Source organism: Burkholderiales bacterium (assembly GCA_035518095.1).
In the GTDB taxonomy this organism is placed as follows: domain Bacteria; phylum Pseudomonadota; class Gammaproteobacteria; order Burkholderiales; family JAHFRG01; genus JAHFRG01.
The window spans coordinates 1-24,253 of record DATIXX010000036.1; the positions used below are offsets into that span (position 1 = coordinate 1).

General features: G+C 55.8%; 23 protein-coding genes and 1 pseudogene. 18 read left to right on the forward strand and 6 right to left on the reverse strand.

Features of this window, described 5'->3' with window-relative positions; translation table 11 throughout:
* The 9 genes from VLV32_06730 to VLV32_06770 all read left to right on the forward strand — a co-directional run.
* On the forward strand, positions 1-274 hold a 274-nt coding region (locus VLV32_06730), incomplete at its 5' end, for a hypothetical protein (protein ID HUL41581.1).
* Between the two features lie 23 nt (positions 275-297).
* On the forward strand, positions 298-1,896 hold the full coding sequence (locus VLV32_06735; GenBank protein HUL41582.1) for a DHA2 family efflux MFS transporter permease subunit: 1,599 nt from the start codon (positions 298-300) through the stop codon (positions 1,894-1,896).
* A gap of 48 nt (positions 1,897-1,944) precedes the next feature.
* Entirely contained in the window at positions 1,945-2,094 is a 150-nt protein-coding gene (locus VLV32_06740) for a hypothetical protein (protein ID HUL41583.1), read from the forward strand.
* A gap of 362 nt (positions 2,095-2,456) precedes the next feature.
* The gene (locus tag VLV32_06745) at positions 2,457-3,578 is read left to right on the forward strand and encodes an ABC transporter permease (GenBank protein HUL41584.1); all 1,122 of its coding nucleotides are present in this window, start codon (positions 2,457-2,459) and stop codon (positions 3,576-3,578) included.
* On the forward strand, positions 3,575-4,366 hold the full coding sequence (locus tag VLV32_06750) for an ATP-binding cassette domain-containing protein (GenBank protein ID HUL41585.1): 792 nt from the start codon (positions 3,575-3,577) through the stop codon (positions 4,364-4,366). The genes VLV32_06745 and VLV32_06750 overlap by 4 nt, the downstream gene beginning before the upstream one ends.
* 45 nt (positions 4,367-4,411) lie before the next feature.
* Positions 4,412-5,359 carry an MlaD family protein gene (locus tag VLV32_06755; GenBank protein HUL41586.1) on the forward strand — a complete coding sequence of 316 codons (948 nt, stop codon included), beginning with the start codon at positions 4,412-4,414 and terminating at the stop codon, positions 5,357-5,359.
* Entirely contained in the window at positions 5,356-5,967 is a 612-nt protein-coding gene (locus VLV32_06760; GenBank protein HUL41587.1) for an ABC-type transport auxiliary lipoprotein family protein, read from the forward strand. The genes VLV32_06755 and VLV32_06760 overlap by 4 nt, the downstream gene beginning before the upstream one ends.
* Positions 5,968-6,539: 572 nt before the next feature.
* The gene (locus VLV32_06765; GenBank protein HUL41588.1) at positions 6,540-7,988 is read left to right on the forward strand and encodes an ammonium transporter; all 1,449 of its coding nucleotides are present in this window, start codon (positions 6,540-6,542) and stop codon (positions 7,986-7,988) included.
* A gap of 564 nt (positions 7,989-8,552) precedes the next feature.
* Positions 8,553-8,936, forward strand: coding sequence for a hypothetical protein (locus VLV32_06770; protein HUL41589.1), 384 nt, complete (start codon positions 8,553-8,555; stop codon positions 8,934-8,936).
* Positions 8,937-9,248: 312 nt separating this feature from the next.
* On the opposite strand, the gene VLV32_06775 is transcribed toward VLV32_06770, so the two are convergent.
* Positions 9,249-9,587, reverse strand: a complete 339-nt coding sequence (locus tag VLV32_06775) for a P-II family nitrogen regulator (protein HUL41590.1) — start codon at positions 9,585-9,587, stop codon at positions 9,249-9,251.
* A 311-nt stretch (positions 9,588-9,898) separates the two neighbouring features.
* Here VLV32_06775 and VLV32_06780 point away from each other — a divergent pair, with 311 nt between their 5' ends.
* The 6 genes and pseudogenes from VLV32_06780 to rpoS all read left to right on the forward strand — a co-directional run bounded on the left by VLV32_06780 (position 9,899) and on the right by rpoS (position 14,992).
* Complete coding sequence (locus VLV32_06780; GenBank protein HUL41591.1) at positions 9,899-10,735, forward strand: sulfite exporter TauE/SafE family protein; 837 nt, start codon at positions 9,899-9,901, stop codon at positions 10,733-10,735.
* A 2-nt stretch (positions 10,736-10,737) separates the two neighbouring features.
* A complete protein-coding gene (locus tag VLV32_06785; protein HUL41592.1) occupies positions 10,738-11,127 on the forward strand; it encodes a DUF1634 domain-containing protein in 390 nt (129 codons plus the stop codon).
* A 533-nt stretch (positions 11,128-11,660) separates the two neighbouring features.
* On the forward strand, positions 11,661-12,407 hold the full coding sequence (gene surE, locus VLV32_06790) for a 5'/3'-nucleotidase SurE (protein ID HUL41593.1): 747 nt from the start codon (positions 11,661-11,663) through the stop codon (positions 12,405-12,407).
* 28 nt (positions 12,408-12,435) lie between these two features.
* A complete protein-coding gene (locus VLV32_06795) occupies positions 12,436-13,065 on the forward strand; it encodes a protein-L-isoaspartate(D-aspartate) O-methyltransferase (protein ID HUL41594.1) in 630 nt (209 codons plus the stop codon).
* Entirely contained in the window at positions 13,065-14,069 is a 1,005-nt protein-coding gene (locus tag VLV32_06800) for a peptidoglycan DD-metalloendopeptidase family protein (GenBank protein ID HUL41595.1), read from the forward strand. The genes VLV32_06795 and VLV32_06800 overlap by 1 nt, the downstream gene beginning before the upstream one ends.
* A gap of 80 nt (positions 14,070-14,149) precedes the next feature.
* Positions 14,150-14,992, forward strand: a pseudogene (gene rpoS, locus VLV32_06805) (RNA polymerase sigma factor RpoS).
* Positions 14,993-15,053: 61 nt separating this feature from the next.
* Here the strand turns inward: rpoS and VLV32_06810 are convergent.
* From VLV32_06810 to VLV32_06825, 4 genes are read right to left on the reverse strand one after another with little or no spacing between them, the layout of a single operon-like run.
* On the reverse strand, positions 15,054-17,003 hold the full coding sequence (locus VLV32_06810) for a DUF3488 and transglutaminase-like domain-containing protein (protein ID HUL41596.1): 1,950 nt from the start codon (positions 17,001-17,003) through the stop codon (positions 15,054-15,056).
* Positions 16,987-17,967 (reverse strand): DUF58 domain-containing protein, encoded by a 981-nt coding sequence (locus tag VLV32_06815; GenBank protein HUL41597.1) that lies wholly within the window; start codon positions 17,965-17,967, stop codon positions 16,987-16,989. The genes VLV32_06810 and VLV32_06815 overlap by 17 nt, the downstream gene beginning before the upstream one ends.
* A 26-nt stretch (positions 17,968-17,993) precedes the next feature.
* On the reverse strand, positions 17,994-18,935 hold the full coding sequence (locus VLV32_06820) for a MoxR family ATPase (protein ID HUL41598.1): 942 nt from the start codon (positions 18,933-18,935) through the stop codon (positions 17,994-17,996).
* A gap of 38 nt (positions 18,936-18,973) precedes the next feature.
* Positions 18,974-19,345, reverse strand: coding sequence for an Mth938-like domain-containing protein (locus tag VLV32_06825; protein ID HUL41599.1), 372 nt, complete (start codon positions 19,343-19,345; stop codon positions 18,974-18,976).
* A 99-nt stretch (positions 19,346-19,444) separates the two neighbouring features.
* Between VLV32_06825 and alaC the strand changes: the two genes are divergently transcribed.
* From alaC to thrC, 3 genes are all read left to right on the forward strand, one after another.
* Entirely contained in the window at positions 19,445-20,629 is a 1,185-nt protein-coding gene (alaC, locus tag VLV32_06830) for an alanine transaminase (protein ID HUL41600.1), read from the forward strand.
* Positions 20,626-21,942 carry a homoserine dehydrogenase gene (locus VLV32_06835; GenBank protein ID HUL41601.1) on the forward strand — a complete coding sequence of 439 codons (1,317 nt, stop codon included), beginning with the start codon at positions 20,626-20,628 and terminating at the stop codon, positions 21,940-21,942. Before alaC ends, VLV32_06835 begins: the two co-directional genes overlap by 4 nt.
* A 97-nt stretch (positions 21,943-22,039) precedes the next feature.
* Positions 22,040-23,164 (forward strand): threonine synthase, encoded by a 1,125-nt coding sequence (gene thrC / locus VLV32_06840; GenBank protein HUL41602.1) that lies wholly within the window; start codon positions 22,040-22,042, stop codon positions 23,162-23,164.
* Between the two features lie 237 nt (positions 23,165-23,401).
* Here thrC and nadC read toward each other — a convergent pair whose 3' ends face one another.
* Positions 23,402-24,238 (reverse strand): carboxylating nicotinate-nucleotide diphosphorylase, encoded by an 837-nt coding sequence (gene nadC / locus VLV32_06845; GenBank protein HUL41603.1) that lies wholly within the window; start codon positions 24,236-24,238, stop codon positions 23,402-23,404.
* Positions 24,239-24,253: the final 15 nt, after the last annotated feature.

The following is a 24,253-nucleotide window of genomic DNA, read 5'->3' on the forward strand; positions in this document are numbered from 1 at the left end:
AATCGGATTGTCGATGCTGGTGAATGTCGACACGCACAATCGCACAGGCGCGCGCCTGCCGCAACTTGCCCAGAACACGCCGAGTTATGCGACCGACGTATTCCAGTCGCAGGATGCCGGCGCCGATGCGCGCGCAAAATCGATTATCGGAGCTAACGAAGGCGAAACGGCACGATCCGCCCGCGACATCGATCACGGGAGCGGCGGGAATCGGAGTCGCCTGGTGGGAGTTGATGGCGCGAAGCCACGCCCCACAGCGCCCGAAGGGTTTTAATACCATTTCGCGAGAACGCAGTTATGGCCGCCGCATCGAGTACCGCTGACGTTCCAGCCGCAAGACCGGCCACGGCTGTTGCTGCGCCGCTTCAGGGCGGCGCGCTTGTATTGGGCAGCCTCGCGCTGGCGCTCGCGACTTTCATGAATGTGCTCGACACCTCGATCGCCAACGTATCGCTGCCCACGATTGCAGGCGACCTCGGAGTTTCGGCGGAGCAAGGCACCTGGATCATTACCTCGTTCGCCGTGGCCAACGCAATCTCGCTGCCGCTCACCGGTTGGCTTTCGCAGCGTTATGGGCAGGTACGTCTTTTCACGGCGTCGGTGGTGCTGTTTGTGATTGCCTCTTTTTTATGCGGTTTCGCGCCTTCGATGGGGTTGCTGATTTTTTTCCGGGTGATTCAGGGCGCGGTGGCGGGACCGATGATCCCGCTATCCCAGTCGTTGCTGCTCTCGAGTTATCCCAAGCAAAAAGCGGGCACTGCCCTTGCAATGTGGTCCATCACCACGCTGGTGGCGCCGGGGGTAGGGCCGCTGCTTGGCGGCTGGATCACGGATGATTATTCTTGGCCGTGGATTTTCTACATCAACGTGCCCATCGGCATCGCCGCTGCGGCGGTGACGTGGGTCATTTACAGCAAGCGCGAGACGGCCACGCGCAAGCTTCCGATCGACACCGTCGGGCTGGGGCTGCTCATAATCTGGGTGGGCGCGCTGCAGGTCATGCTCGACAAGGGCAAGGACCTCGACTGGTTTAATTCGACGTTCATCACAGCGCTCGCTATCACGACCATCGTAGGCTTTGCGCTGTTTCTGGTATGGGAACTCACCGAACAGCATCCTATCGTGCACCTGCGGCTGTTCAAGGTGCGCAATTTTTGGACCGGCACGCTCGCGGTTTCGCTCGGCTACGGCACTTTCTTCGGTAATATCGTGCTGCTTCCCCTGTGGCTGCAGAAATACATGGGCTACACCGCGACGCTTGCCGGCGTGACACTGGCGCCGGTTGCGCTGTTTGCCGTCGTGCTGTCGCCTGTGGTCGGCAAAACTATCGATCGCGTCGACGCGCGCATTTTTGCAACCGCGTCCTTCGTGGTGTTCGCCGTAATGATGTTCATGCGTTCGCACTTTAACACCCAGGCCGACCTCTACACGATACTGATGCCGACCATCGTGCAAGGCGTGGCGGTCGCTATTTTTTTTATTCCGCTGATCACGATTTCCCTTGCAGGCGTGCCCCCGGATCAGATTGCCGCAGCGACCGGTTTGAGCAATTTCGCGCGCGTGTTGGCAGGCTCATTTGGCACGTCGATTGTGACCACCCTGTGGGATGACCGCGCGAAACTCCATCACTCGCACCTTGTCGAGTACATTACGACCTACAGCCCGGTTTCCACGCAGTCGTTTGCAAACCTTCAGGCCTTGGGCCTGAATACCGGGCAAAGCCATGCCATGGTGAATCGCGTGATCGATCAGCAGGCATTCCTGCTTTCGGCAATCGACATTTTCTACGCATCGGCCATTCTGTTTCTGCTTTTGATTCCGGTCATCTGGCTCGCGAAACCCTGCAAAGGCACTCCAGACAGTGCCGGCGGCGGCGGCTCTTCATTCCGATGTTGACGTCAAATCCGGCTTGCTTTCATTAATTCGTTGAAAGACACAAACCACATGAGGCTCTACTACTATCCGGACGCATCCTCGATGGCCCCGCACAGAGTGCTGCGCGAGGCGGGCTGCAAATTCGACCTGGATAAGGCGGACTTCGCCACGATGAAAACCGTGAACGGAGAACATTTCCGGAAAATCCATGCGAAATGACCAGTCGCGAATTTCTATACCACTTCATCTGACGGTTTTTGGGACACTTTTGTACTAATTTTCGAATTGGCGAGCGTTGCAAGGCATTGATTGACAATATTCCCCGATGCTATGTTCCAGACAGGGTGCCAGTGGCCGTGAGTTCGAATCGCACCGTCCCAACCAGCAATATCAATGGCTCGTTTGTGGACTTCGCGGGCTATTTTTACTGTGCGGACACAGCCAGGGATACAAAACATTCGGCGCTCGATCAATAATCATCACGCTGGTCCGACGGCCTTGAAGCCCAAGACGTCGTTCTTTCACCGTGGCAACTCGGGTTACAATTTCGTTAGGGCTCGCCGCCTTTACTACCCGTCATCATGATTACCTCCCCGTCGCTTCGCTACGTAGCTATTCCGGATAGAGAAGGACGGGTTGAACTTACCGGCGCATGGAATTTGGCGGCTTTGGGGAAGCAGATTAATTTGCTTCGCTCCCAGCTCGTAACCTACGCTGCCAATCAGGGCTTGCACTGGGATTTGAAGGGCGTCGATTCTCTGGACACTGTGGGCGCAGCTTTGCTCTGGCAGGCCTGGGGTGAGCGTCGAGTGAAAAATCTCAGCTTGCGGCCCGAGCATGATGCGCTTTTTGTTGGCCTTGGCTCTACGGGTGAACACGTGTCACCCGGCGCACGATATGACTGGACTGTGCCTGTCGTGACCATAGGAGAATCCGTCCTTGCCTTTCTCAGTTACCTCTATGCTGCGGTTCAGCTTTTCGGCCAACTCGCACTCGACGCGGCCTATTTATTGGCGCGTCCATCGCGCGCACCCTGGCGGGAAATCTCGACGAACATTTACCGGGCCGGTGCGCAAGCGTTGCCGATTACCGCATTGTTGGGATTTCTCATCGGGGTAGTAATCGGTTATTTGTCGGCGGAACAACTGCGGATATTTGGAGCCGGCGTTTACATTATTAATATTCTGGGCATCAGCATTATTCGGGAACTGGGTCCGGTGCTTTGTGCAATTCTGGTGGCAGGCCGCTCCGGTTCCGCGATGACTGCTCAGCTGGGTGTTATGAAGATTACACAGGAATTGGATGCACTGTCTGTCATGGGCATTTCACACACCACGCGACTGATTTTGCCCAAAGTGGTTGCGCTTGCTGTGTCTTTGCCTTTACTTGTTCTCTGGACCGATGCGGCCGCGCTGCTTGGCGGCATGGTTTCAGCCGGGTTCGAGCTGGATATCAGTTACCGGTTCTTTCTAACGCGCTTGCCGGATGTTGTGCCCATCGCCAATCTCTGGCTGGGGTTCAGTAAGGCTGTGGTGTTCGGTCTTCTGATCGGAATCATCGCCTGCCAGTTCGGTCTAAGAATTCACCGTGACACGTCCAGCTTGGCCATCGGCACCACCACCTCAGTGGTTACATCGATTACGATTGTCATCGTCACAGATTCTATATTCGCAGTCCTGTTCTCCCACGTGGGGCTCCGATGATGAACGAAGAATGTGTTATCGAGGTGGAAGGATTATGGACCCGCTTCGGCGAGACCGTGATACACCGCGACATTAATCTATGCGTCCACCGCGGCGAAGTGCTTGCGCTGGTGGGCGGATCGGGCAGCGGCAAGACCACATTGCTGAGGCAAATGCTCGGATTGGAAAAACCGGCCCGTGGGACAGTCTGCCTGTTCTGTCAAGCGTTGCGGTCATGCGGTCCGGACGCTATGCGGCAAATGCATAACCGCTGTGGTGTGTTGTTTCAGGACGGCGCGCTGTTCACTGCGCTTACTGTTTATGACAACGTCGCCTTGCCCCTTCGTGAACTCGGGCTGCTGGACGAAGCCGTCATCAATAGTCTGGTTATGGTAAAACTGGACCTGGTTGAAATCGCCGCGGCCGATGCTGAGAAATTCCCCGCTGAACTTTCAGGCGGCATGGTAAAACGCGTCGCGCTGGCCCGTGCAATCGCCCTCGATCCTGAATTGCTGTTTCTGGATGAACCGACGGCGGGATTGGATCCCGAACGCAGCGAAAGTTTTGTGAAATTGATTAAGATGCTGCGCAGTCAACTTCACCTGACCGTAGTAATGGCGACTCACGACCTGAATTCGGTCGTCGAACTCAGCGACAGAGTTGCTGTATTGACGGACCAACGTCTGGTCGCCGTTGCTCCACTCAAGGAACTTATAAAGCTGGATGATCCCTTTATTCGGAATTTCTTTCTGGGTGAGCGGGGGCGCTGTGCACTTACCGGGATGGAAAACGCTCGCCTGAGCGCTTAAGTCGCTGCGCTGTGAGAACTCTTGTTACTTAAAGGAGGCGCAACAATGGAAAATCGCGCGTATGCCCTGGCGGCGGGTATCTTTGTGCTTGTGCTTTGTGCTGCGCTTGCCGCCGCGATATTCTGGTTTAAGGGGATTTCTACGGTCCCGGTGAATGCCTACTTGGTCGTTTCCAGATCATCGGTCTCGGGTCTCAATCCACAGGCACCGGTTCGTTTTCGCGGTGTGACGGTGGGCAAAGTTGATACGATAGGCTTCGATCCGAGCAATTCACAGAACATTTTAATCCGCATACTTGTCGACCACACCGCTCCCATTACTAAGGGAACTTATGCGCAGCTCGCTCCCCAAGGCGTTACCGGGCTTTCCTACGTTCAGCTTGACGACAAGGGTCTGCGGCGCGAGCCCCTGAATACCGATTTCGAGCATCCGGCTCGAATTGAAATGCGCCCTTCGGTTCTTGACAAACTAAGCACCGAAGGCCAGGACCTGATTGTCGCGGCGAACGAGACCGCCACGCGGGTAAATGCGCTTCTCAATGATGAAACACAGGCGCATTTGCGGCGCACGCTTGCTAACCTTGATACCGCCTCCGCCCGTATTGCATCGATCGCGAGCGAGCTGGAACCGACCTTAAGGACGCTGCCGGCGCTTTCCAGTAAAACCAACCAGGTGCTTACTGACGCGGATGAATTTTTGCTCAATCTGGACCGACTGTCGACGCAAACTCAGGCACACCTGAATGCTCTCGATGTGGTGGCCCAAAATGCAGAAGAAATCGGCTCAAAGGGCAAGGCGGTGGGCGATGCATTGATTGACGATACCCTGCCGAAATTATCGGATTTGATTGGAAACCTTTCTAACACTTCGCGCACTCTAAATGGGCTGCTGGCGGATATCCGCGAACGGCCGCAAAGTCTCGTGTTCGGGGCAGCCGTGCCTGAACCCGGTCCCGGAGAGAAGGGTTTCTCACCCGAAGGTAGAAATCAGTGAGGAGATTGGCTGGGGTCCTGGCGTTATCGGCGTTTCTCGCCGGCTGTATATCCGCGCCGCAGTCTCGAGGGCCCGCCGCGGTCTATGATTTGGGCCCGCTGCCTATCCATGAAAATTCAAAATGCATCAATGCCACCCTGCTCATTCCCAATATTGCGGCACCGTCGTGGCTCGATTCTCCGGATATTACTTATCGTTTGGATTACGACAATAAAACCCGTCATCATGCCTACGCAGACAGCCGCTGGGTCGCCGCGCCAGCAGCGTTGCTCAGTCAACGACTCAGGCAGCGCATTGCCGCGGCCAATGAAAAAGGAGTGCTTGACAGCCGCGACGGCGCGCAGGCGGATTATCTGGTCCGCATGGAGTTACAGGAATTCACTCAGGTGTTTTACTCGGAGAAATGCAGCTACGTGGCAATCGGGCTGCGCGCAAGCGTGATTCGGCTCCCTGATCGTAAGCTCATTGCGCAGCGGAGCTTTCTCCTCAGGCGTGAGGCCCCAAGCCCAAATGCCGAAGGCGCAGTCAAAGGTTTGGTTGACGCCAGCGATAGTCTCATCAGCGAATTGATCGACTGGGTTTCGCGAAATCTGGCCACCCAAAATTAGGCGGTTCGCCCCGATTTTCTAACATGGGCGCACACTATTCGTTTTCAAAGGCCCCGTGTCTTGTGACCCGAATGGCGAAGGCAGCGCAGCGGATGGTGACTTTACTATTGGCGACGCAGAAGAAAGCCACCAAAGAAAAACGCGACCCCGGTTCGCCGACTTCGTCTTCGCTCTTCAGCCAAAACTGGCGCTGCGCAACTCGCGCTTCGCGCTCAGATAAGTCTGGCTTCACTCTGCACGGTTAGGCCTGGTCACTTCGCGGCTCATTGTGGATAGCAAAAGCCAAACCCAATAAAAAAACTATTAGCTGCATTCATCTAGAAGCAAAAATTTGACGCCCAGTTTTTGAAATTGTCTGATCCCGGCCAAAGCAATGCCACTGCACTAGCGTAGGGCGCAAGTGTAGCTGATTGATCCATGTTGGTGCATTCGAATTAAATAAATTCCATGTAAAACAATCGAATCGTACTAGGCCTAAATTTTGCTGGACCTTACCACGAATTGAATCGTGCATTTGTACTAGAGGAGTGCGTCGCGCTTCAGGAAACATAGCCAGCAAGGAGGAAAAAATCATGAAACGGTTCGTAGTTTCCACGTTGCTTCTTCTGTTCAGCATTTTAAATCTCACCGTCCTACCACTCGCGTTTGCCGATACGCAACCCACTACGCCGGCTCCAGCAGCAGCGGCAGCCGCGCCGGCTGCTCCTCCAGGGGAGTATGTGTCAGCTCCAGCGTGGTTGAATACAGGCAACAATGCGTGGCAGCTTGCAGCCGCAACCTTCGTAGGCTTACAGAGCGTACCGGGCCTGATGCTCATCTATGCAGGGTTGGTCAAAAAGAAATGGGCAATCAACAGTGCGTTCATGGCGTTTTATGCTTTTGCCGCAACCCTGGTGGTGTGGGCGCTCTTTGCTTACAACATGGCCTTTGGCCCACAATGGTTCCCGTTCCTCGGGCACCCTGGACCCGCAATCGCGGCGGGTTTTGAGTTAGGGCAGGCGAGTGTCCCGGCGGCGGCGTCCGGGATGCCGGATCTCACCTTTCCCATGGCGACGTTGATGTTCTTCCAGTTCGTCTTTGCCGCAATCACGGTCATCATCCTGGGAGGCTCACTGATCGGGCGCATGAATTTTAAAGCATGGATAATCTTCGTCCCTCTTTGGATAACGTGCATCTACACCGTCGGGGCGTTTAGCCTATGGGGCGGCGGCTGGCTCGCTAGCTTGGGGGCACTCGACTTCTCGGGCGGCTATGTGATCCACCTTGCTGCCGGCGTCTCAGGCTTTGTGGCCGCAGCGGTGATTGGTCCGCGGTTACAGCGTGACAGAGAAACATTTGCGCCCAACAACCTGCTGATCGCTATGGCTGGCGCGGGCATCCTGTGGTTGGGGTGGAATGGCTTTAATGGGGGTGACCCGTACTTCGCAAACGCCAACGCAGGGGGCGCCGTCTTCAACACGAATCTTTGCACCGCGGTCGCTTTGCTGACATGGACGGTCATGGACTCAATGGCGTACGGCAAGCCGTCGATAACCGGGGCGATCAATGGCATGATTGCCGGCCTCGTTGGAATTACGCCGGCGGCTGGGTATGTCAATGGGTGGGGCGCAATCATTATCGGCGTCGTTGTCGGTATCATTCCCTGGTTTAGCATGAACAAGTTTCAGAAGACAAAGTTCATGTCCAAAGCAGACGATACATTGAGCGTGTTCTCCACACACGGTGTGGCGGGCCTTTGTGGCGGCCTTTTGACAGGTATTCTGGCTAATCCGGATATGCTTGTTTACCTTGGCACCGGCGCGAAGGCACCCGGTGTCAATGCTACCGGCTGGTTTTACGGCAATTTCCCGCAACTGATACTGCAAGGGGAGGCCGCGCTGTTCATCATCGTACTCAACGCCGTTGGCACCTATATTCTGCTCAAGCTCATTTCTCTGGTGGTTCCGCTACGTATGAATGACAAGCAGTTGGAAGAGGGCGATTTTGAGGTACACGGCGAACAGGCGTATCCGTCGATTTGAACAGATTACCCGTGTCGCACACAACAACGAGAGGACGCCACTAATTGTCGGATAGCTACCCTTAAACCATGGTTCTGGAAATCGGCGGGAATGCGCTGGGCCCGCCGATTCCCAATAGTCTTTGTTGTTTAGGCTCTCCATAGTTTAGTGGGGACGTAAACGCCCCCGGAATGGTGAAGTGCTATAAAACGGATCAGCGGAATGTAACGCAATTTGCAGCGAGACGTTCGTTATGATCAGTTACCGCGGAGCTCGCGTAACAAATGTTTTGGCGGCATTCTTAGCCCGGCTATTGCTGTTGTGCTCGGACGCGCATGCAGATGCCTCAGAAGCAGTCCTGCGTTGCACAAATCCGGTTAGTGGTGCCACTTGGGACATGCCGATAGACTTTGAAAACAACACGGCAAATTCATTTCCCGCCACATTTACAGATAATAGTATTGATTGGCATGACGTGTCGCACGGCGGGCACTATTCTTTTGATCGGGTCTCTGGCGGCTTAACTGTCATCTACGCATCAAGCATGGGCGGTTTCTCGCTGAAACTTACGTGTCGTCTTACCGAATGACATTTATGACTTCAGCATTGAAGCCGGGCTCCCATGTTACGAACGATGTGAGCCTGTGGGAATATCTCTATCGGTATCTGTGGCCGTTTTGGATGTTTATGGACGCGACCCGCGGCAGTCCTTGGGATCGGACTATGGCTTACCGTCATAATCGAGAGCAACGCGTCCATCTTCCAAGATACATGTTCAAATGGCTGTGCATATCAGTGTTGCTTTTTTGCCTGACATCGGTATTAGGCGGTATGGAAGCTGATTTCCCTGAGTTCCGTCTTGGCTACGATGTGCTGCTAGCCACTTTCGGAAGCCTGCTTACTGGCGCGCTAATCATGACCATCCTAATTTGTGCCATATACCTGCTGTTATGCCGTAACGAGGAGTAGCCGCCGCAAAATCGAAAAGAGAAGCCAAGCAGGCTCACGGTAGAATACCTGGCCTGTATTGATCCGGACCGGACATGGCCATGGCCCGGCCATTAGTTTCTAAATCAAAGGGAACGGCTCAAATCAGAAGCAGGCTGGCGTTCAGGAGCATCGCGGAGACTACAAAGGGCCCCGTCCGCGTCAGCGCGGCTGTAGAAGTTGTATACACGGGAACCTGTGCACCGTCGCCAACCGCAAGCGCGGCACCCTTTGGCGCGAACAGCAGTACCGCGTACCGGGCTAGTTGCTGTAGCGTGCTCTTCTTATAGCAGGCTAGAGCGCAGCTGGACCGGTTTCGCGAGTGCGGACCCTGACCGCCTGTTCGAGATCATAGACAAAGATCTTGCCGTCACCAATTTTGCCGGTAGCCGCAGATTTTTCGATTGCCTCAACTACGCGGTCCAGCATGTCCGCTCCGATCGCTACCTCAAGTTTCACCTTGGGCACAAAGTCCACGGTGTACTCCGCCCCCCGGTACAGTTCCGTATGGCCTTTCTGGCGTCCAAAGCCCTTCACGTCAGTTACCGTGAGCCCCTGCACCCCGATTGAAGTCAACGATTTCCTCACCTCATCCAGCTTAAAGGGCTTAATGATCGCCGTTACTAATTTCATCATGCCGTTACCGCCTCCTTACGCAGTGCATGACCAATCGTACACCCGTACTCTTGGTCTCGCGTCCTGATTGTTCAACAAGTACGCGAGCTCGACCAGTTTAGATCTAGAGTGCCGCGATCGCAATAGGCGAAAAGCAAACGTGAGCCTGCAGCGAAAATAGCTGCTAAAGAACCGAATCAAGTTGGAAGGACTGCATGACATTTTTGTCGATGAGACGGTCGCTGATTTGGCGAGGACGATCGACGATTAGCCTGGTGTGCTACCCTATTGCCTGCAAACAATTAACACAATCGCCAACGGTAGTCGCATTGAACATTCTTGAATTCTCAACTGTGGTATGGCTTGGGTCGATCGCTGCCGGGTTTCTGGGTGCCCTGACGGGGCTCGGGGGCGGTATCATGGTAATCCCCATGCTGACCCTGATGCTCGGGGTTGACATTCACTACGCTGCCGGCGCGGCGCTGATCTCGGTCATTGCGACCTCTTCCGGCGCCGCCTCGGCCTATGTACGCGAGGGTTATATTAACCTGCGGATCGGCATGTTCTTGCAAATAGCCACCACTATAGGAGCGGTGGTCGGCGCGACGCTCACGGTTTATATCGCGGGTTCGAGCATTGCCGTGATCTTCGGCGCAGTGCTCCTGGCATCCGCGTATGTGTCGCTGCGCAGGTTGCACGGCCCGACCGGCGCGGATCGCCCCGACCGTATCGCCACCTGGCTCAACTTGGACGGCACCTATCCTACGCCCGCGGGTGCGCAGGCCTACCACGCGCACCGTGTGCCGGCGGCATTCGCTACGATGTTCGTCGCGGGCTCACTCTCCGGATTGCTCGGCATCGGGTCCGGTGCAGTCAAAGTTTTGGCGCTGGACTGGGCAATGCGCCTTCCGTTCAAGGTATCAACCACCACCAGTAACTTTATGATCGGTGTAACGGCGGCTGCCAGCGCTGGAGTGTACTTTAGCCGCGGCTATCTTGATCCCGGGCTTGCCATGCCCGTCATGCTCGGCGTGTTGATCGGATCGCTCACCGGCGCGCGTCTCCTGGAAAGGACGGGGATTGGGACGCTACGAAGGATCTTCGTCGTAGCGATCATTGTTCTGGGAATTGAGATGATTTACAAGGGCCTGACGGGAAGGCTGTAACCATGAGTGATCAACGGACGGGTTGGACAGAGCAGAAGATCGAGCAGGGGATCGGCAACCTGCTGCGCGTTGGTGTGATCATTGCGGCTGCTGTGGTAGTGGTTGGAGGCGCGGTCTATCTAATTCATCATGGCCGCGAGATGCCGCACTATCGCATTTTTCGCGGGGAGCCCGCGGATTTGCGCAGCTTCAGCGGCATTCTTCGCGACTGCTTGCAGTGGCGCGGCACTGGGTTGATTGAGTTTGGCCTGTTGCTCCTCCTGGCGACTCCGGTGGCTCGCGTTATTTTCTCGATGATTGCATTTGCCATGCAGCGCGACCGGGTGTATGTCGCCGTGACTTTGGTGGTCCTGAGCATCCTGCTTTATAGCATTGCCGGGGGGCGGATGTAGCTGCGGCGCGATTACTTATAATCAATAATCAGAAGATATGCATGGGTGCCGGCTTGGTGTTAACGGCCGCCAGTATAGCTATTTTATAGCGATTCTCTCCAGCTTGCCTGTTACATGGCGGTAATATTTGTTTAATATTTAAGTGACAGAATGTAACCGGGTAGGGTTCGTCTACCTCCCTTCTAGGTTGCCCCCTTTTGCGCCCCTCACTGGGGCATTTTTTTGAGTCCGCAGGCGATTAACGTTTTTTTGCTTTGCGGCCTTTGATATTTTTGGAATGCGCCGCTGGCCGATGCGCGTTCACCAACAAACGGCGACCATTGCAACATATTGATTAACAATCAGGTGCGATGTTAGGATGCTTTGCGGGTGTTAGTGGTCGCGAGTTCGAATCTCGCCGCCCTTTCCCGTTTAGCATTTAGCGATTGGAAAACGGGGGTCAGAAATCGAAACATTGAGCTTTTTTCTTTGGGCCGACTGCTTATTGCCCAGCGACTTGCCTGCATTGCGCCACCCTGGCTTATCCTTCCGAAATGCGTATCCTGCTCAGTAACGATGACGGCTATTTCTCGCCGGGGCTGGCGGTGCTTGCCGAAAGCCTGTCGCGCATCGCAGAAATTACTGTGGTAGCGCCGGAGCGTGACAACAGCGGTGCGAGTAATTCGCTCACGCTGGACAGACCGTTAAACCTGCGCAAATCGCACAACGGATTCTATTACGTTAACGGCACACCCACCGATTGCGTGCATCTGGCGGTGACGGGCATGCTCGACCGGCTGCCTGATATTGTTATCTCGGGAATCAATGACGGCGCCAACATGGGCGATGACACGATTTATTCCGGAACCGTTGCTGCAGCGACCGAAGGTTTTTTACTCGGCATTCCTTCTCTCGCCGTGTCGCTGGCGGCGAGCGCTGGTGACAATTATGCGACCGCGGCGCAGGTCACAACGAGAATTATCGAGCGTTTGCAGAAATATACCCATGTGCAACCGCTCCTGCTGAATGTCAACGTTCCGGATGTGACCTATGCCGAGCTTAAGGGATTTGAGGTCACCCGCTTGGGGAGGCGTCATAAGGCCGAGCCGGTTGTGAAGACCCACACTCCACGCGGTGACACGGTTTACTGGGTCGGTGCAGCTGGTGGTGTGCAAGACGCGGGCGACGGCACCGATTTCCATGCGGTTTTGCACCATAAGGTTTCCATTACACCATTGCAAATCGATCTCACTCAATTTTCACAATTGGAAAGTCTAAGCAAATGGCTTGCGGATCTTTAGGATGAAGGCGCGCTATTCCGGAATCGGTATGACATCACAGCGCACGCGTGCACGCATGATAGAGCGCCTGCGCAGCCAGGGCATTCGCGACGAAGTGGTGCTGACCGCAATGGCCGAGGTGCCGCGCCACGTTTTTGTAGAGGAAGCCCTGGCAAGCCGCGCTTATGAAGATGTAGCGCTGCCGCTGGGCTATGGCCAAACTATTTCCAGTCCGTACATTGTGGCGCGCATGCTGGAGGTGCTACGCGGCGGCAAGAGAATCGGACGCGCACTCGAAATTGGCACCGGATGCGGTTATCAGGCTGCCGTACTGTCGCGTCTTGCGCACGAAGTGTATACGGTGGAACGGGTGGTTCCGCTTGCCGTGAAGGCGCGAGTTCGGCTGCGCGAGCTGGACGTCAACAACGTGCGCGTAAGAAGGGCAGACGGCTTTGCAGGTTTTCCAGATGCTGCGCCATTCGACTCGATTATCGTGGCCGCTGCGGCGACTCATGTGCCCGCAGCGCTGCTAGAGCAGCTTGTGGTTGGTGGTAGAATGGTGTTGCCTATGGGCGCTCACGAACAGCACTTGCGGCTTGTCGAGCGCAATACGGAGAGTTACATTGAATCGGTTTTGGAAACCGTGAAGTTTGTTCCAATGCGCTCTGGAATGGAGTGATGAAGACCACAACATCATCTTTTTACGCGGGCGTACTGTTTTTGGCAGCTAATCTCCTGGTGGGCGGTTGCGCCACCCAGCCTGCGGCCCTGGTGGTCGAAAAATCGCCTGGAGCCGTGCAGGCAGCGAAGCCGGCAACGGAGACCATGGCGCCGAAGAAATCCGTGGCGCATGGCGAGTTTTATACCGTGCAAAAAGGCGATACCGTGTACAGCATTGCCCTGGCGCAGGACCTTGATTATAAGGAGCTCGAGCAATGGAACAACATCGGCGATCCCACCGCAATCAGTGTAGGCCAGCAATTGCGGCTCACACCACCTCCGAATGCGGTGATTACCGCCCCGCTCATGACCGCGCCGGGAGTCGAGGGCACACCGGTCGAAACTGTGGAAGGCAAACCGCTGCCTCTGCCAGGGATGCTGAAAACCGAGCCCAAGGCGGTGAAACTTCCGTATTCCGATCAGGCACTGGCGCAAGTGCAAAAGCTAGAAGCAACGCAAACCACAGCCGCGCTGTTGCCGGAAACTAAACCGGAAAACAAAACCGAAAGCAAAACCGAAAGCAAAACTGAAATTAAAGCGGAAACCAAAACGGACAATAAAAAGCCCGGGCCGGCAACCGGGGAAATTGATTGGGGATGGCCTGCGACCGGGAAAATCGTTTCCGGTTTCAGCGAGACCGCTAATCTGAAAGGCGTGGACATCGCAGGCAAGCTCGGCCAGCCGGTTTTCGCCAGCGCGCCCGGCAAAGTGGTATACAGCGGCAGCGGCCTACGCGGTTACGGTAAGCTGATTATCATCAAGCATAACGATACCTATCTCAGCGCCTATGCTCACAACAGCGAAATTCTGGTAAAAGAAGGGCAATCCGTGGTAAAAGGCCAGAAAATCGGGGAAATGGGAGATAGCGATGCCGATCAGGTCAAACTGCATTTCGAAATCCGGCGCTTGGGCAAGCCGGTTGACCCGCTGAAATATTTGCCGGCCACTAATAAGACATCATGAACAATTATTTGATGGAGGACGAGCCGCCGGAGGAGGGCCTGCCGCTACAGGCCGAGGAACCTGTAGCGGAGGTAGACCGTTTCACCGCCGATGTACTTTCAGATGTAACGCAGATTTACCTCAATGAAATCGGCCAAAATGAGTTGTTGAGTGCCCACGAGGAGTTGCGTTATGCCCGCCTCACCAAGCAAGGTGACTTCGAGGCGCGGCAGAAAATGATCAAGCACAATTTAAGGCTGGTGGTCAGCATCGCCAAGCACTACGCACACCGCGGTATGGCGCTGCTTGATTTGATCGAGGAAGGCAATCTGGGCTTGATCCACGCATTGGAGAAATTCGATCCAGAACGCGGTTTTCGCTTCTCCACTTATGCGACCTGGTGGATCCGGCAAAACATCGAGCGCGCCATCATGAATCAGTCGCGCACCATCCGCCTGCCTGTCCATGTCATCAAGGAACTCAATATTGTATTGCGCGCATTGCGCCACCTGGAGACGCATTGCGACAAGGAACCGACCACCGACGACGTAGCGCATCTGCTCGGGCTACCGGTGGAAGAGTTGCGGCGGGTGCTGGCCTATAACGACCGCATGGCATCGCTTGACGCGCCGCTGGAGATCGATCCCATGCTCTCGGTTGGCGAATCCATTCCGGATGAGCGCACGCCTGCACCCGACTCGCGGCTTGAGCATACCGAACTGGAAACTTATGTGCAGGAATGGCTTAATCAGTTGAACGACAAGCAGCGGCGTGTGATTGAACGTCGTTACGGTTTGAACGGCTGTGAAATCAGCACCCTGGAACAGCTCGCTGAGTACATGAACTTGACGCGCGAGCGGGTGCGCCAAATCCAGATCGAAGCATTGCACAGCCTGCGCAAAATCTTGAAGCGCAAGGGCGTGTCCAAGGAGATTTTGTATTAGCGCTTTAGGCGCTGCTAATTTCGCGTCCGCAGTGCTCGGATCAAACGTTCCACTGGCCCGCTCAGGGTTCAAACTCGCTTACCAACCGCGACAGACGCTTTAGCGCGGATTTGCCGGTCAACGTGCCGTAACGCATGGCAATATACAATTCGCTGATGCTGCGTATCGGCTCCGCCCGCTGGGGCTTGGCTTGCGCCAAGCGCCGCGCATAGTCCCACGGACCTTCGGCGGGGCTGCGTGCCAATCCGTGTTTCGCCAGCTTACCGCAGAATTTGTGGTAGGCAATTTGTACCGGGTCGCGCGGCGCGTTTTTCAAGCGCCACAATATCATCCCGGCCAATCCCAGCATGATCAATCCTGACGCAGCGACGAGCGCGATGGCCATGTTCTGCCAAGTGGCTTCGCTCATGCCAAGTCGAGTCATAAATTGCATCTGGCGTTGCTGCGTATAACCTAACACCCACTGGTTCCAGTTATTTGCCATTGCATCCCAGATGAAGCGCGCTTGGCGCAGCCACGGGTAATCCTCCCGTACTAAAAGCGGGAGAGGGTCGGTTGCGGGTACTGCGGCTGCGATCCCGGCTTCCACGCGCAACGGCGATACCGCTGCAGTCGGGTCGACCCGCACCCAGCCGCGTTCCTTCAGCCAAACCTCGACCCAGGCATGGGCGTCGGCTTGGCGCACGATGAAATAATCATCGATGGAGTTATACTCGCCACCCTGATAACCGGTCACAACGCGCGCGGGAATTCCTGCAGCGCGCATTAAAAATGCAAAGCTCGAGGCATAGTGTTCACAAAAACCGCGCCGGGTGTCAAACAGGAATTCATCTACCGGATTTTCGCCAAGCAGCGGCGGCAACATCGTGTAATAAAACTTTTCTTTTCGATAAAAATTCAGCGCCTGGTTGACGATTGCCAGATCATCACCGGCGTTGCGGCGCCATGATTGCGCCAATTCCCGCGCGCGCGGATTGGAGTTCCGCGGAAGCTGTAATCCGCGTCGCAATTCAGCAGGGTTTTCATCGGTACCGGTCCGGTATTTCAGATAGGACGCCATTTCATAGCGCATGCGGTTGCGCACCGGGAAATTTGAGAGTATTTGAAAATCCGGTGTAATCCTTGAGCGCGGGGGAGCAGTGCCGGGCATATCCAGTGCGAACAACCAGTTCTTGTTATGCGGCTCAAGCGTGACCGTGTAGCGCAACGGTTTACCGAGATCGCGCAATTCCGGTGCGCGGAGAGCAGAATGTCCTCCGACATACCAGGTTCGGCCGTCGAAGCGCCACAGCACAGGGCCGCGCCAGTACAGCGAGGAAATTCTGGGTGCAGGATTGTCGAATTTAACTCGGAATGCGACCGCATCAGACTGCGTCAACGTGCTCAGAGAACCCGGCGACATGGTGTCGCTGAGCCCCGTAATTCCGGAATACGCGTCCTGCGGCAATCCCCAAAGCGGGCCCTGCACGCGAGGGAAGAGCAGGAACAGCGCCACCATCAACGGTACAGATTGCATGAGCAGCACGCCCGCGATTCGGAACCTTGTTTTTACAGGATAGCTGTCGGATGGGTGGTTGCAGCCGATCCATGTTGCGGTAAGTACAAGCACCACCAGCAGCATATACAGACCAGCAAGGATGGTTTGAGAATAGAGAAAATTGGTGATGACCAGAAAATAACCGAGAAACATGACCATGACCGCATCACGCACGCTGTTCGTCTCCATCAGTTTCATGCCGATCAGCAAAACCAGTAACGCCACGCCTGCGTCGCGCCCAAAAATCGCGCCGTAACTTAAATAAATCCCGGCAATGCCGGTGCCAAGCAGCAGGAACAGCAGCCACTTGGGCAACAGGGACAACCCCCGCTGCGCAATATGCAAGCGCCAGAGTCCCAGCACGCCGGCGAATATCAGTATCCAGGCCGGCAGCCGCTCCACGTGCGGCGCAACGACCATCGCAAGCGCAAGCGAAATCCAAACGATGTTGCGAAAGCTAATTTGTTTTTCCATGTTCTGTCTCTGGCAGCCCGAATAAAGCCAGAGCTTCAAGGCAGCTCTGGCGGTGCTGCTCGCCGTAAGCCAAAGGCAATTCCTTACCGGGCAGACGCAACCCGTAGCTAATTCCCGCTGTTTCTGCGTCCAGCACCCAGCGGCAAAGGCGGGACAACTTGGCTTCATCATCCAGGGTTGAAGGCAGATCGTTCCAGTCCAGCCAAAGCTCCATGTCCGCGCGTCCCACGAATTGCTTAGTCAGCAATCCGTAATCGCGCGCAGCCGCTTTCCACGCAATATGCCGCGGCGAATCGCTGGGTTGATGCGGGCGCAGACCGGTGAAATCATCATTTCCACGTCCCGATTCAACCCCGGCGCCGCTGTGAGAATGCGGCTTTACCGGCGGCAACGTTGCGGCGTCCGGGCGCGGGTAGACGAGACAATGCGCGTCCAGCTCGACGTAAGACCAAGCGCGAAACAGCCCGAGTGGAAAACGCGTAAACAGCGTAATGCGTCCCGGCCTAAGCCAACCGCGCCGCGGTGCCGGCACGCCGACTTCGGCAATTGCCGCTGCGTTTTGCAGAACATCGCAGAAAACAGGAGCCTGCTTGCCGCGGGTTACGGCAATTGCGTAGCGGGCCAGAACGCGGCGATTATCCAGGCACACCGCAAAGCGCGCCCACTCGCCCGCAAATACCGGATCAGCTTTGCCCGGGCGCACCTGCATTCCCGCCAGGTTGCGGAAAGCATGCAGCATGGAAATGTTGCCCATCGCCGCGAGCAGGAAAGTAAGAACATAACCCAAACCCAGGCTGTAATTGATCGAGCCAATCAACAACAGCAGCAGCAGAATTCCAAACAGCAAACCTTGGCGCGTGGGGAGGATGAAGACCCGGCGCTGCGTGAGCACGATGGGGCCGGCTTCAGGCCCGTTGAGCTTGAAAAGCCACCTATTCAGAAAATTTTGGAGGGCGCGCCGCATCGGGTCCGTTCCCGCGCCAACAAGCTTTAGGGAATCGCTACCGAGCTAATGAGGTTCTCGGCTGGGTCCTTGCTTTGCGCATGATCGCCCGCCGGTTGCAAGCGGTGCCCGACTACGCTGGGCAATATGGCCTGCACGTCTTCCGGCAATACTTGATTCCGGCCATGCACCAGCGCCCAGGCTCGGGCGGAGTGCAGGAGCGCGAGCCCGGCACGCGGACTCAGACCGTTTACGTAATGAGGTGATTGCCGCGTTCGTTGAATCAGCGCTTGCAGATAATCCATCAGCGCATCGGAGGCATGCACCAGACGTACTTTTTGCTGAATTTCCAATAGCTCCGCAGCGTTCATGCACGGCGCAAGATGGGATACCATATCGCGCCGCTCGCCGCCTTTGAGCAGCGCGCGTTCTGCGCCATTGTCCGGGTAGCCCAACCTGATGCGCATCAGGAAGCGGTCGAGCTGTGATTCGGGAAGCGGAAACGTGCCGACAAACTGGGAGGGATTCTGCGTGGCAATGACAAAAAAGGGCCGGGGCAGGGGGCGCGTTTCGCCTTCTGTGGTGACTTGATGTTCTTCCATTGCCTCAAGAAGCGCGCTTTGCGTTTTCGGCGTGGCGCGGTTGATTTCGTCAGCAAGTACGACCTGCGCGAACACCGGGCCGGGGTGAAATTTAAAGGACGCAATGGAGCGATCATAAATTGAGACGCCCAAAATGTCCGCAGGCAACATATCGCTCGTAAATTGGATACGGTGAAATTCCAGTCCCAGCGAACGCGCCAAAGCGTGCGCCAGAGTTGTTTTGCCCACTCCCGGCAAATCTTCAATAAGCAGGTGACCGCGCGCCAGCATGCAAGCAAGCGCAAGTCGGATCTGCCGGTCTTTACCGAGAATAATACTGCCGACCTGGGCGATGACCCGGTCGATCGCCTGTGCCTTGAGATCGTGCTGAAGCAAATGTGGTTTCATAATCGAGCCGACTCTCCCGCTGATGGCGATAATCTGCGTTATTCCCCGAGCAGCAAAGCAGCGATAACTTTCCGTCCTTCCGCAATTAGAATGTTAAAGGTGCGGCACGCAGCCTGTGTATCCATGACCTCTAGACCGATTCCGGCATTCGCAAGCGACTGCGACAATGCCGGATGCGGGAAGCGCAATTTTGAACCGGTGCCTAACAGCACGATTTCAGGCGCAAGATTCGCGAGAAACTCGAAGTCTTTCGCGCTCAGTGCGTCAAATGCAGCGACATCCCATTGCAGCAAGCGTTCCGACATAACGATTATGTTTTTCTCATGTCGTACCTTGTTTACCATCACATAGCCGTGGCCGTATCCGGTGAAGCGGTTGTCGTTCGTTGCGGGTGCTATATGTAATTTCATGTCCTCAGATCATCGCAACTGCATTTGCGGCAGGGTGACGGGTCGGATAGAATTATACCTTTTTTGTGCAACGGCAGATTCGACTTTCGTCACAAAATCATGCAGGAATTCCCGCGCATAAAGCGTCTCCCCCCTTATGTCTTCAATATCACCAGCGAACTTAAGGCGGCAGCCCGGAAACGCGGCGAAGACATCATCGATTTCAGCATGGGCAATCCCGATGGCGCCACTCCAAAGCACATCGTCGACAAGCTAATTGAAACCGTACAGCGCCCGGACACCCACCGCTATTCCGTTTCCCGGGGCATCCTGCGGCTGCGGCGCGCGATATGCAACTGGTACAAGTCGCGCTTTAACGTGGAATTCGATCCCGATACCGAGGCCATCGTCACTATCGGCTCGAAGGAAGGCATTTCGCATCTCGCGCTGGCTATTCTGGACGCCGGCGATATCGTGCTGGTTCCCAATCCAAGCTATCCGATCCATATTTACGGGCCAGTGATTGCCGGCGCCGACATACGTCACGTGCGCTTGACGCCCGGCGTGGATTTTTTTGAAGAACTGGAAAGAGCGCTCAAAGATTCGTATCCCAAGCCGAAGCTTTTGGTCATCAACTTTCCCAGCAATCCGACGACGCAATGCGTGGAACTTCCGTTTTTCGAGAAGATCATCGCACTTGCCAATGAATACGGCATTTACGTTGCGCATGATTTCGCGTATGCCGACCTCGTGTTTGACGGCTACACCGCACCGTCCATCATGCAGGTGCCGGGCGCGCGCGATCTCGCGGCGGAATTTTTTACTTTATCGAAGAGCTATAACATGCCGGGTTGGCGGGTCGGCTTCATGGTAGGCTGCAAAAAACTGGTTGCGGCGCTGGCGCGCCTGAAGAGCTATCACGATTACGGCACGTTCACACCTATTCAGGTGGCTTCCATATTGGCGCTGGAAGGACCACAAGATTGCGTAGAGGAAATCCGCCACATATACCAGAGCCGGCGCAACGTGCTGTGCAAGGGGTTGCAAGCGATCAACTGGAATGTGCAATCGCCTAAAGCCACGATGTTCGTTTGGGCGCAGACCCCCTACGCATACCGTACCATGGGCTCGCTGGAGTTTTCCAAGAAGCTTTTGGTTGACGCCAAGATCGCGGTTTCGCCCGGGATTGGATTCGGCGAATACGGCGATGACCATGTACGCTTTTCCCTTATCGAAAATGAAGCGCGAACCCGGCAGGCGCTGCGCGGCATCAAGGACATGTTCCGCAAGGACGGCCTCGCGTGAAACCGATAAACGTAGGCTTGCTCGGAATCGGCACGGTAGGCGGGGGCACTTTCACGGTACTGCGGCGCAATCAAGAGGAAATCACAAGGCGCGCCGGACGCGCCATCGTACTTAAAATGATCGCCGACAAGGATTTGAAAAAGGCGCGCAAACTTGCAGGGAAAAATGCCATCGTGACTGCGGACGCGCTGCAAGTGGTGAATCATCCCGACATTGATATCGTCGTGGAACTCATCGGCGGCACCACCGTGGCGAAGCAGTATATTCTGAAAGCGATTCAAAACGGCAAGCACGTGGTAACCGCTAACAAGGCGCTCCTGGCCAAGCACGGCAACGAAATCTTCGCCGCCGCGCACAGACACGGCGTGATGGTCGCGTTTGAAGCGGCAGTGGCAGGCGGGATTCCGATTATCAAGGCGCTGCGCGAAGGCCTGACTGCAAACCGCGTGGAATGGATTGCCGGCATTATCAACGGCACCAGCAATTATATTCTCTCGGAAATGCGCAATACCGGGGCAAGTTTTGCCGAGGCTCTCAAGCAAGCGCAGGCCCTCGGTTATGCCGAAGCCGACCCGACCTTCGACATTGAAGGCATAGACGCCGCGCACAAGCTCACCATTCTGGCGGCGATCAGCTTTGGTATCCCGATGCAATTCGAGAAGGCATATACCGAAGGCATCTCAAAGCTTACGCGCGAGGATATTCGCTACGCCGAGGAAATGGGTTACCGAATCAAGTTGCTGGGCATCACCAAGCGCACGCCGAAGGGAATCGAGCTGCGCGTGCATCCGACGCTGATTCCGGCGCGACGCCTGATCGCCAATGTCGAAGGCGTGATGAACGCTGTGCTGGTTAAAGGCGATGCGGTAGGCGCCACCCTATACTACGGCGCAGGAGCCGGCGCCGAACCTACCGCATCCGCCGTGGTCGCAGACCTGGTAGATGTGACCCGCATGCATACTGCGGACCGCAAGCACCGTGTGCCCCACCTTGCGTTTCAGCCGGATGCGCTCAGCGATACGCCCATCCTGCCGATGTCCGAAGTGCAGACCTCTTATTATCTGCGCCTGCGCGCATTCGATAGACCGGGAGTGCTCGCCGATATCACGCGCATTCTCGCCGACTCCGGAATATCGATAGATGCAATGGTGCAAAAAGAGCCGAGCGAAGGCGAACAGCAGGTGGACATCATTATGCTCACTCACGAAACTATGGAGAAGCATATCGAAGCCGCGATCAAAAAAATCGAGAGGCTCTCCACTATTTCCGGCAAGGTCGTGCGTATTCGTCTCGAACAGTTGAATAGGAATTAAATTTAAGCCGCATAAGACGCCGAGGAAAAACAGAAGCAATCTGATTCCTCTTGTTCCGCACTCTCGGCGTCCTCCGCGGTGAAAAAAGGTTCTAGGCATGTCCAGTCATTACAACGGAGTCATCGAACGCTACCGCGAGCGTCTGCCGGTTGATGAAAACACGCCGGTAATTTCATTGGGCGAGGGGGACACGCGACTCATCGAGCTCAAAAAAATTCCGCACTTGATTAAAAGAAAAGTTCAGCTCTACGCCAAGTTCGAAGGCCTGAATCCCACAGCATCCTTCAAGGATCGCGGCATGACAATGGCGGTAAGCAAAGCCGTCGAGACCGGAGCCAAAGCGATTATCTGCGCTTCCACCGGCAACACTTCAGCCGCCGCCGCGGCTTATGCGGCGCGTGCGGGACTCGCGTGCTTCGTAGTGATTCCCCAAGGAAAGATCGCCTTGGGCAAACTTTCCCAGGCCATGATGCACGGTTCCAAAGTTATACAGATCAAGGGTAATTTCGATGACGGCATGAAGCTGGTGCGCGAAATCGCGCAAAAACTGCCGGTGACGCTGGTGAACTCCACCAATCCTTATCGATTGCAGGGGCAAAAAACTGCTGCATTTGAAATCATCGAAGAACTGGGTGACGCACCGGATTACCACGCGTTGCCCGTGGGAAACGCAGGCAACATTACCGCGCACTGGATCGGATATTGCGAAGCGGTATGTGACAACACTCAGGCGTGCCTTTTTTGCGGCGGCCAATGCGCTTACCACAAAAAAAGATTGGCCACGAGGCGACCCATCATGCTGGGTTACCAGGCAGCAGGTGCGGCGCCGTTTCTGCGCGGAGCCCCTGTGAAAAACCCGGAAACCGTGGCGACCGCCATACGCATCGGCAACCCGGTGTCCTGGACGCAAGCCTGGAAAGTCAAGGAAGAATCCGGCGGCTGGTTTGCCGAGTGCACCGATGAAGAAATTCTGCGTGTGCAGAAGCTGCTTGCTCAGGCGGAGGGTGTGTTTTGCGAGCCGTCTTCCGCCGCGTCGGTGACCGGCGTGATCAAAGACCTGGAGCGGGGCACGATCGGAGATGGCGCGGTGATCGTCTGCACGCTCACCGGTCACGGCCTCAAAGACCCCGACACTGCGATAGCGCAGAGCGGCAAGCCGGTCACGGTTGCGGCGACTCGCAAGGCAATAGAGAGGGTGATTGCGGCAAATTTGCCGAAGTAAAAGGAATTCGCCGGTGGCAGACCGGCGGCTGGTTACTTTATTTTGCTCGTCCAAAATAAAGTAACCAAACAAAACGACGCCCTGCCTCGCCGTCCTGCGGATTCACTCCGTTCCTCGCCAAGCCGGGCGGCTGCGCAATTCGCGCTGCGCGCTCAGACAGTGCTCGCCGTATTCCGCCGGCTTGGCTGCGGTACTCGGCGGCTCAGAAGGGACTAAAAAAAAGCCGGAGCTTCGAATTCATTCGAAGCGCATCGACAAGTCGACGGCCTTGACGTCTTTGGTTAAGCTGCCGATGGAAATCCTGTCCACTCCGGTATCCGCAACCGCGCGCACATTCTCCAGATTTATCCCGCCAGAGGCTTCGAGCTCGGCCCGCCCGGCCACTATGCGCACGGCTTCGCGCATCTGATCAACATTGAAATTATCGAGCAGCATTAGCTTCGCGCCCGCATTCAGCGCTTGCTGCAGTTGTTGGAAATTTTCTACTTCGATTTGAATTGGCACTTTGCCCGCGGCCAGCTTTTGCGCCCGCTGCAGTGCCTGCGCAACGCTGCCGGAGGCAATAATGTGGTTTTCCTTTATAAGGACCCCGTCAAATACACCGAAGCGCTGGTTTTTCCCGCCGCCCACCCTCACCGCATATTTCTGCGCAATGCGCAAACCCGGAAGTGTCTTGCGCGTGTCCATGATTGCGGCACGAGTGCCTTTGACTGCCTCGGCATAGCGCCGGGTACGTGTTGCGGTCGCGCAAAGCAGTTGCAGAAAATTGAGGGCGGTGCGCTCGGCGGTGAGCAACGCGCGCGCTTTTCCTTTAATTTCACAAAGCGCTTGTCCCGCGTGAATGTTGTCGCCATCCTTCGCGGTCCAGCGGATTTTCACTTTGGGGTCTAGCTTCCGGAAACAAGCTTCGAACCAGGATGTTCCGCACAACACCGCTGCCTCGCGGGTAATGACCGTCGCCTTGGCGCGCGCGCCGGGGGAAATCAGTTTTGCGGTCAGATCGCCGCGCCCCAAGTCCTCCTCGAGAGCCGCTTTAACATTTTCCCGTATCGCAGATGCCAAGTTCGTGGTCATAGTCTGTCAGAATCA

Excerpts from the sequence above, each read along its gene's own strand:
- VLV32_06735 (HUL41582.1), top strand. The coding sequence starts at position 298 with ATGGCCGCCGCATCGAGTACCGCTGACGTTCCAGCCGCAAGACCGGCC.
- VLV32_06740 (HUL41583.1), top strand. The coding sequence starts at position 1,945 with ATGAGGCTCTACTACTATCCGGACGCATCCTCGATGGCCCCGCACAGA.
- VLV32_06745 (HUL41584.1), top strand. The coding sequence starts at position 2,457 with ATGATTACCTCCCCGTCGCTTCGCTACGTAGCTATTCCGGATAGAGAA.
- VLV32_06750 (HUL41585.1), top strand. The coding sequence starts at position 3,575 with ATGATGAACGAAGAATGTGTTATCGAGGTGGAAGGATTATGGACCCGC.
- VLV32_06755 (HUL41586.1), top strand. The coding sequence starts at position 4,412 with ATGGAAAATCGCGCGTATGCCCTGGCGGCGGGTATCTTTGTGCTTGTG.
- VLV32_06765 (HUL41588.1), top strand. The coding sequence starts at position 6,540 with ATGAAACGGTTCGTAGTTTCCACGTTGCTTCTTCTGTTCAGCATTTTA.
- VLV32_06770 (HUL41589.1), top strand. The coding sequence starts at position 8,553 with ATGACATTTATGACTTCAGCATTGAAGCCGGGCTCCCATGTTACGAAC.
- VLV32_06775 (HUL41590.1), bottom strand. The coding sequence starts at position 9,587 with ATGAAATTAGTAACGGCGATCATTAAGCCCTTTAAGCTGGATGAGGTG.
- VLV32_06785 (HUL41592.1), top strand. The coding sequence starts at position 10,738 with ATGAGTGATCAACGGACGGGTTGGACAGAGCAGAAGATCGAGCAGGGG.
- surE (HUL41593.1), top strand. The coding sequence starts at position 11,661 with ATGCGTATCCTGCTCAGTAACGATGACGGCTATTTCTCGCCGGGGCTG.
- VLV32_06795 (HUL41594.1), top strand. The coding sequence starts at position 12,436 with ATGACATCACAGCGCACGCGTGCACGCATGATAGAGCGCCTGCGCAGC.
- VLV32_06800 (HUL41595.1), top strand. The coding sequence starts at position 13,065 with ATGAAGACCACAACATCATCTTTTTACGCGGGCGTACTGTTTTTGGCA.
- VLV32_06810 (HUL41596.1), bottom strand. The coding sequence starts at position 17,003 with ATGGAAAAACAAATTAGCTTTCGCAACATCGTTTGGATTTCGCTTGCG.
- VLV32_06815 (HUL41597.1), bottom strand. The coding sequence starts at position 17,967 with ATGCGGCGCGCCCTCCAAAATTTTCTGAATAGGTGGCTTTTCAAGCTC.
- VLV32_06820 (HUL41598.1), bottom strand. The coding sequence starts at position 18,935 with ATGAAACCACATTTGCTTCAGCACGATCTCAAGGCACAGGCGATCGAC.
- VLV32_06825 (HUL41599.1), bottom strand. The coding sequence starts at position 19,345 with ATGAAATTACATATAGCACCCGCAACGAACGACAACCGCTTCACCGGA.
- alaC (HUL41600.1), top strand. The coding sequence starts at position 19,445 with ATGCAGGAATTCCCGCGCATAAAGCGTCTCCCCCCTTATGTCTTCAAT.
- thrC (HUL41602.1), top strand. The coding sequence starts at position 22,040 with ATGTCCAGTCATTACAACGGAGTCATCGAACGCTACCGCGAGCGTCTG.
- nadC (HUL41603.1), bottom strand. The coding sequence starts at position 24,238 with ATGACCACGAACTTGGCATCTGCGATACGGGAAAATGTTAAAGCGGCT.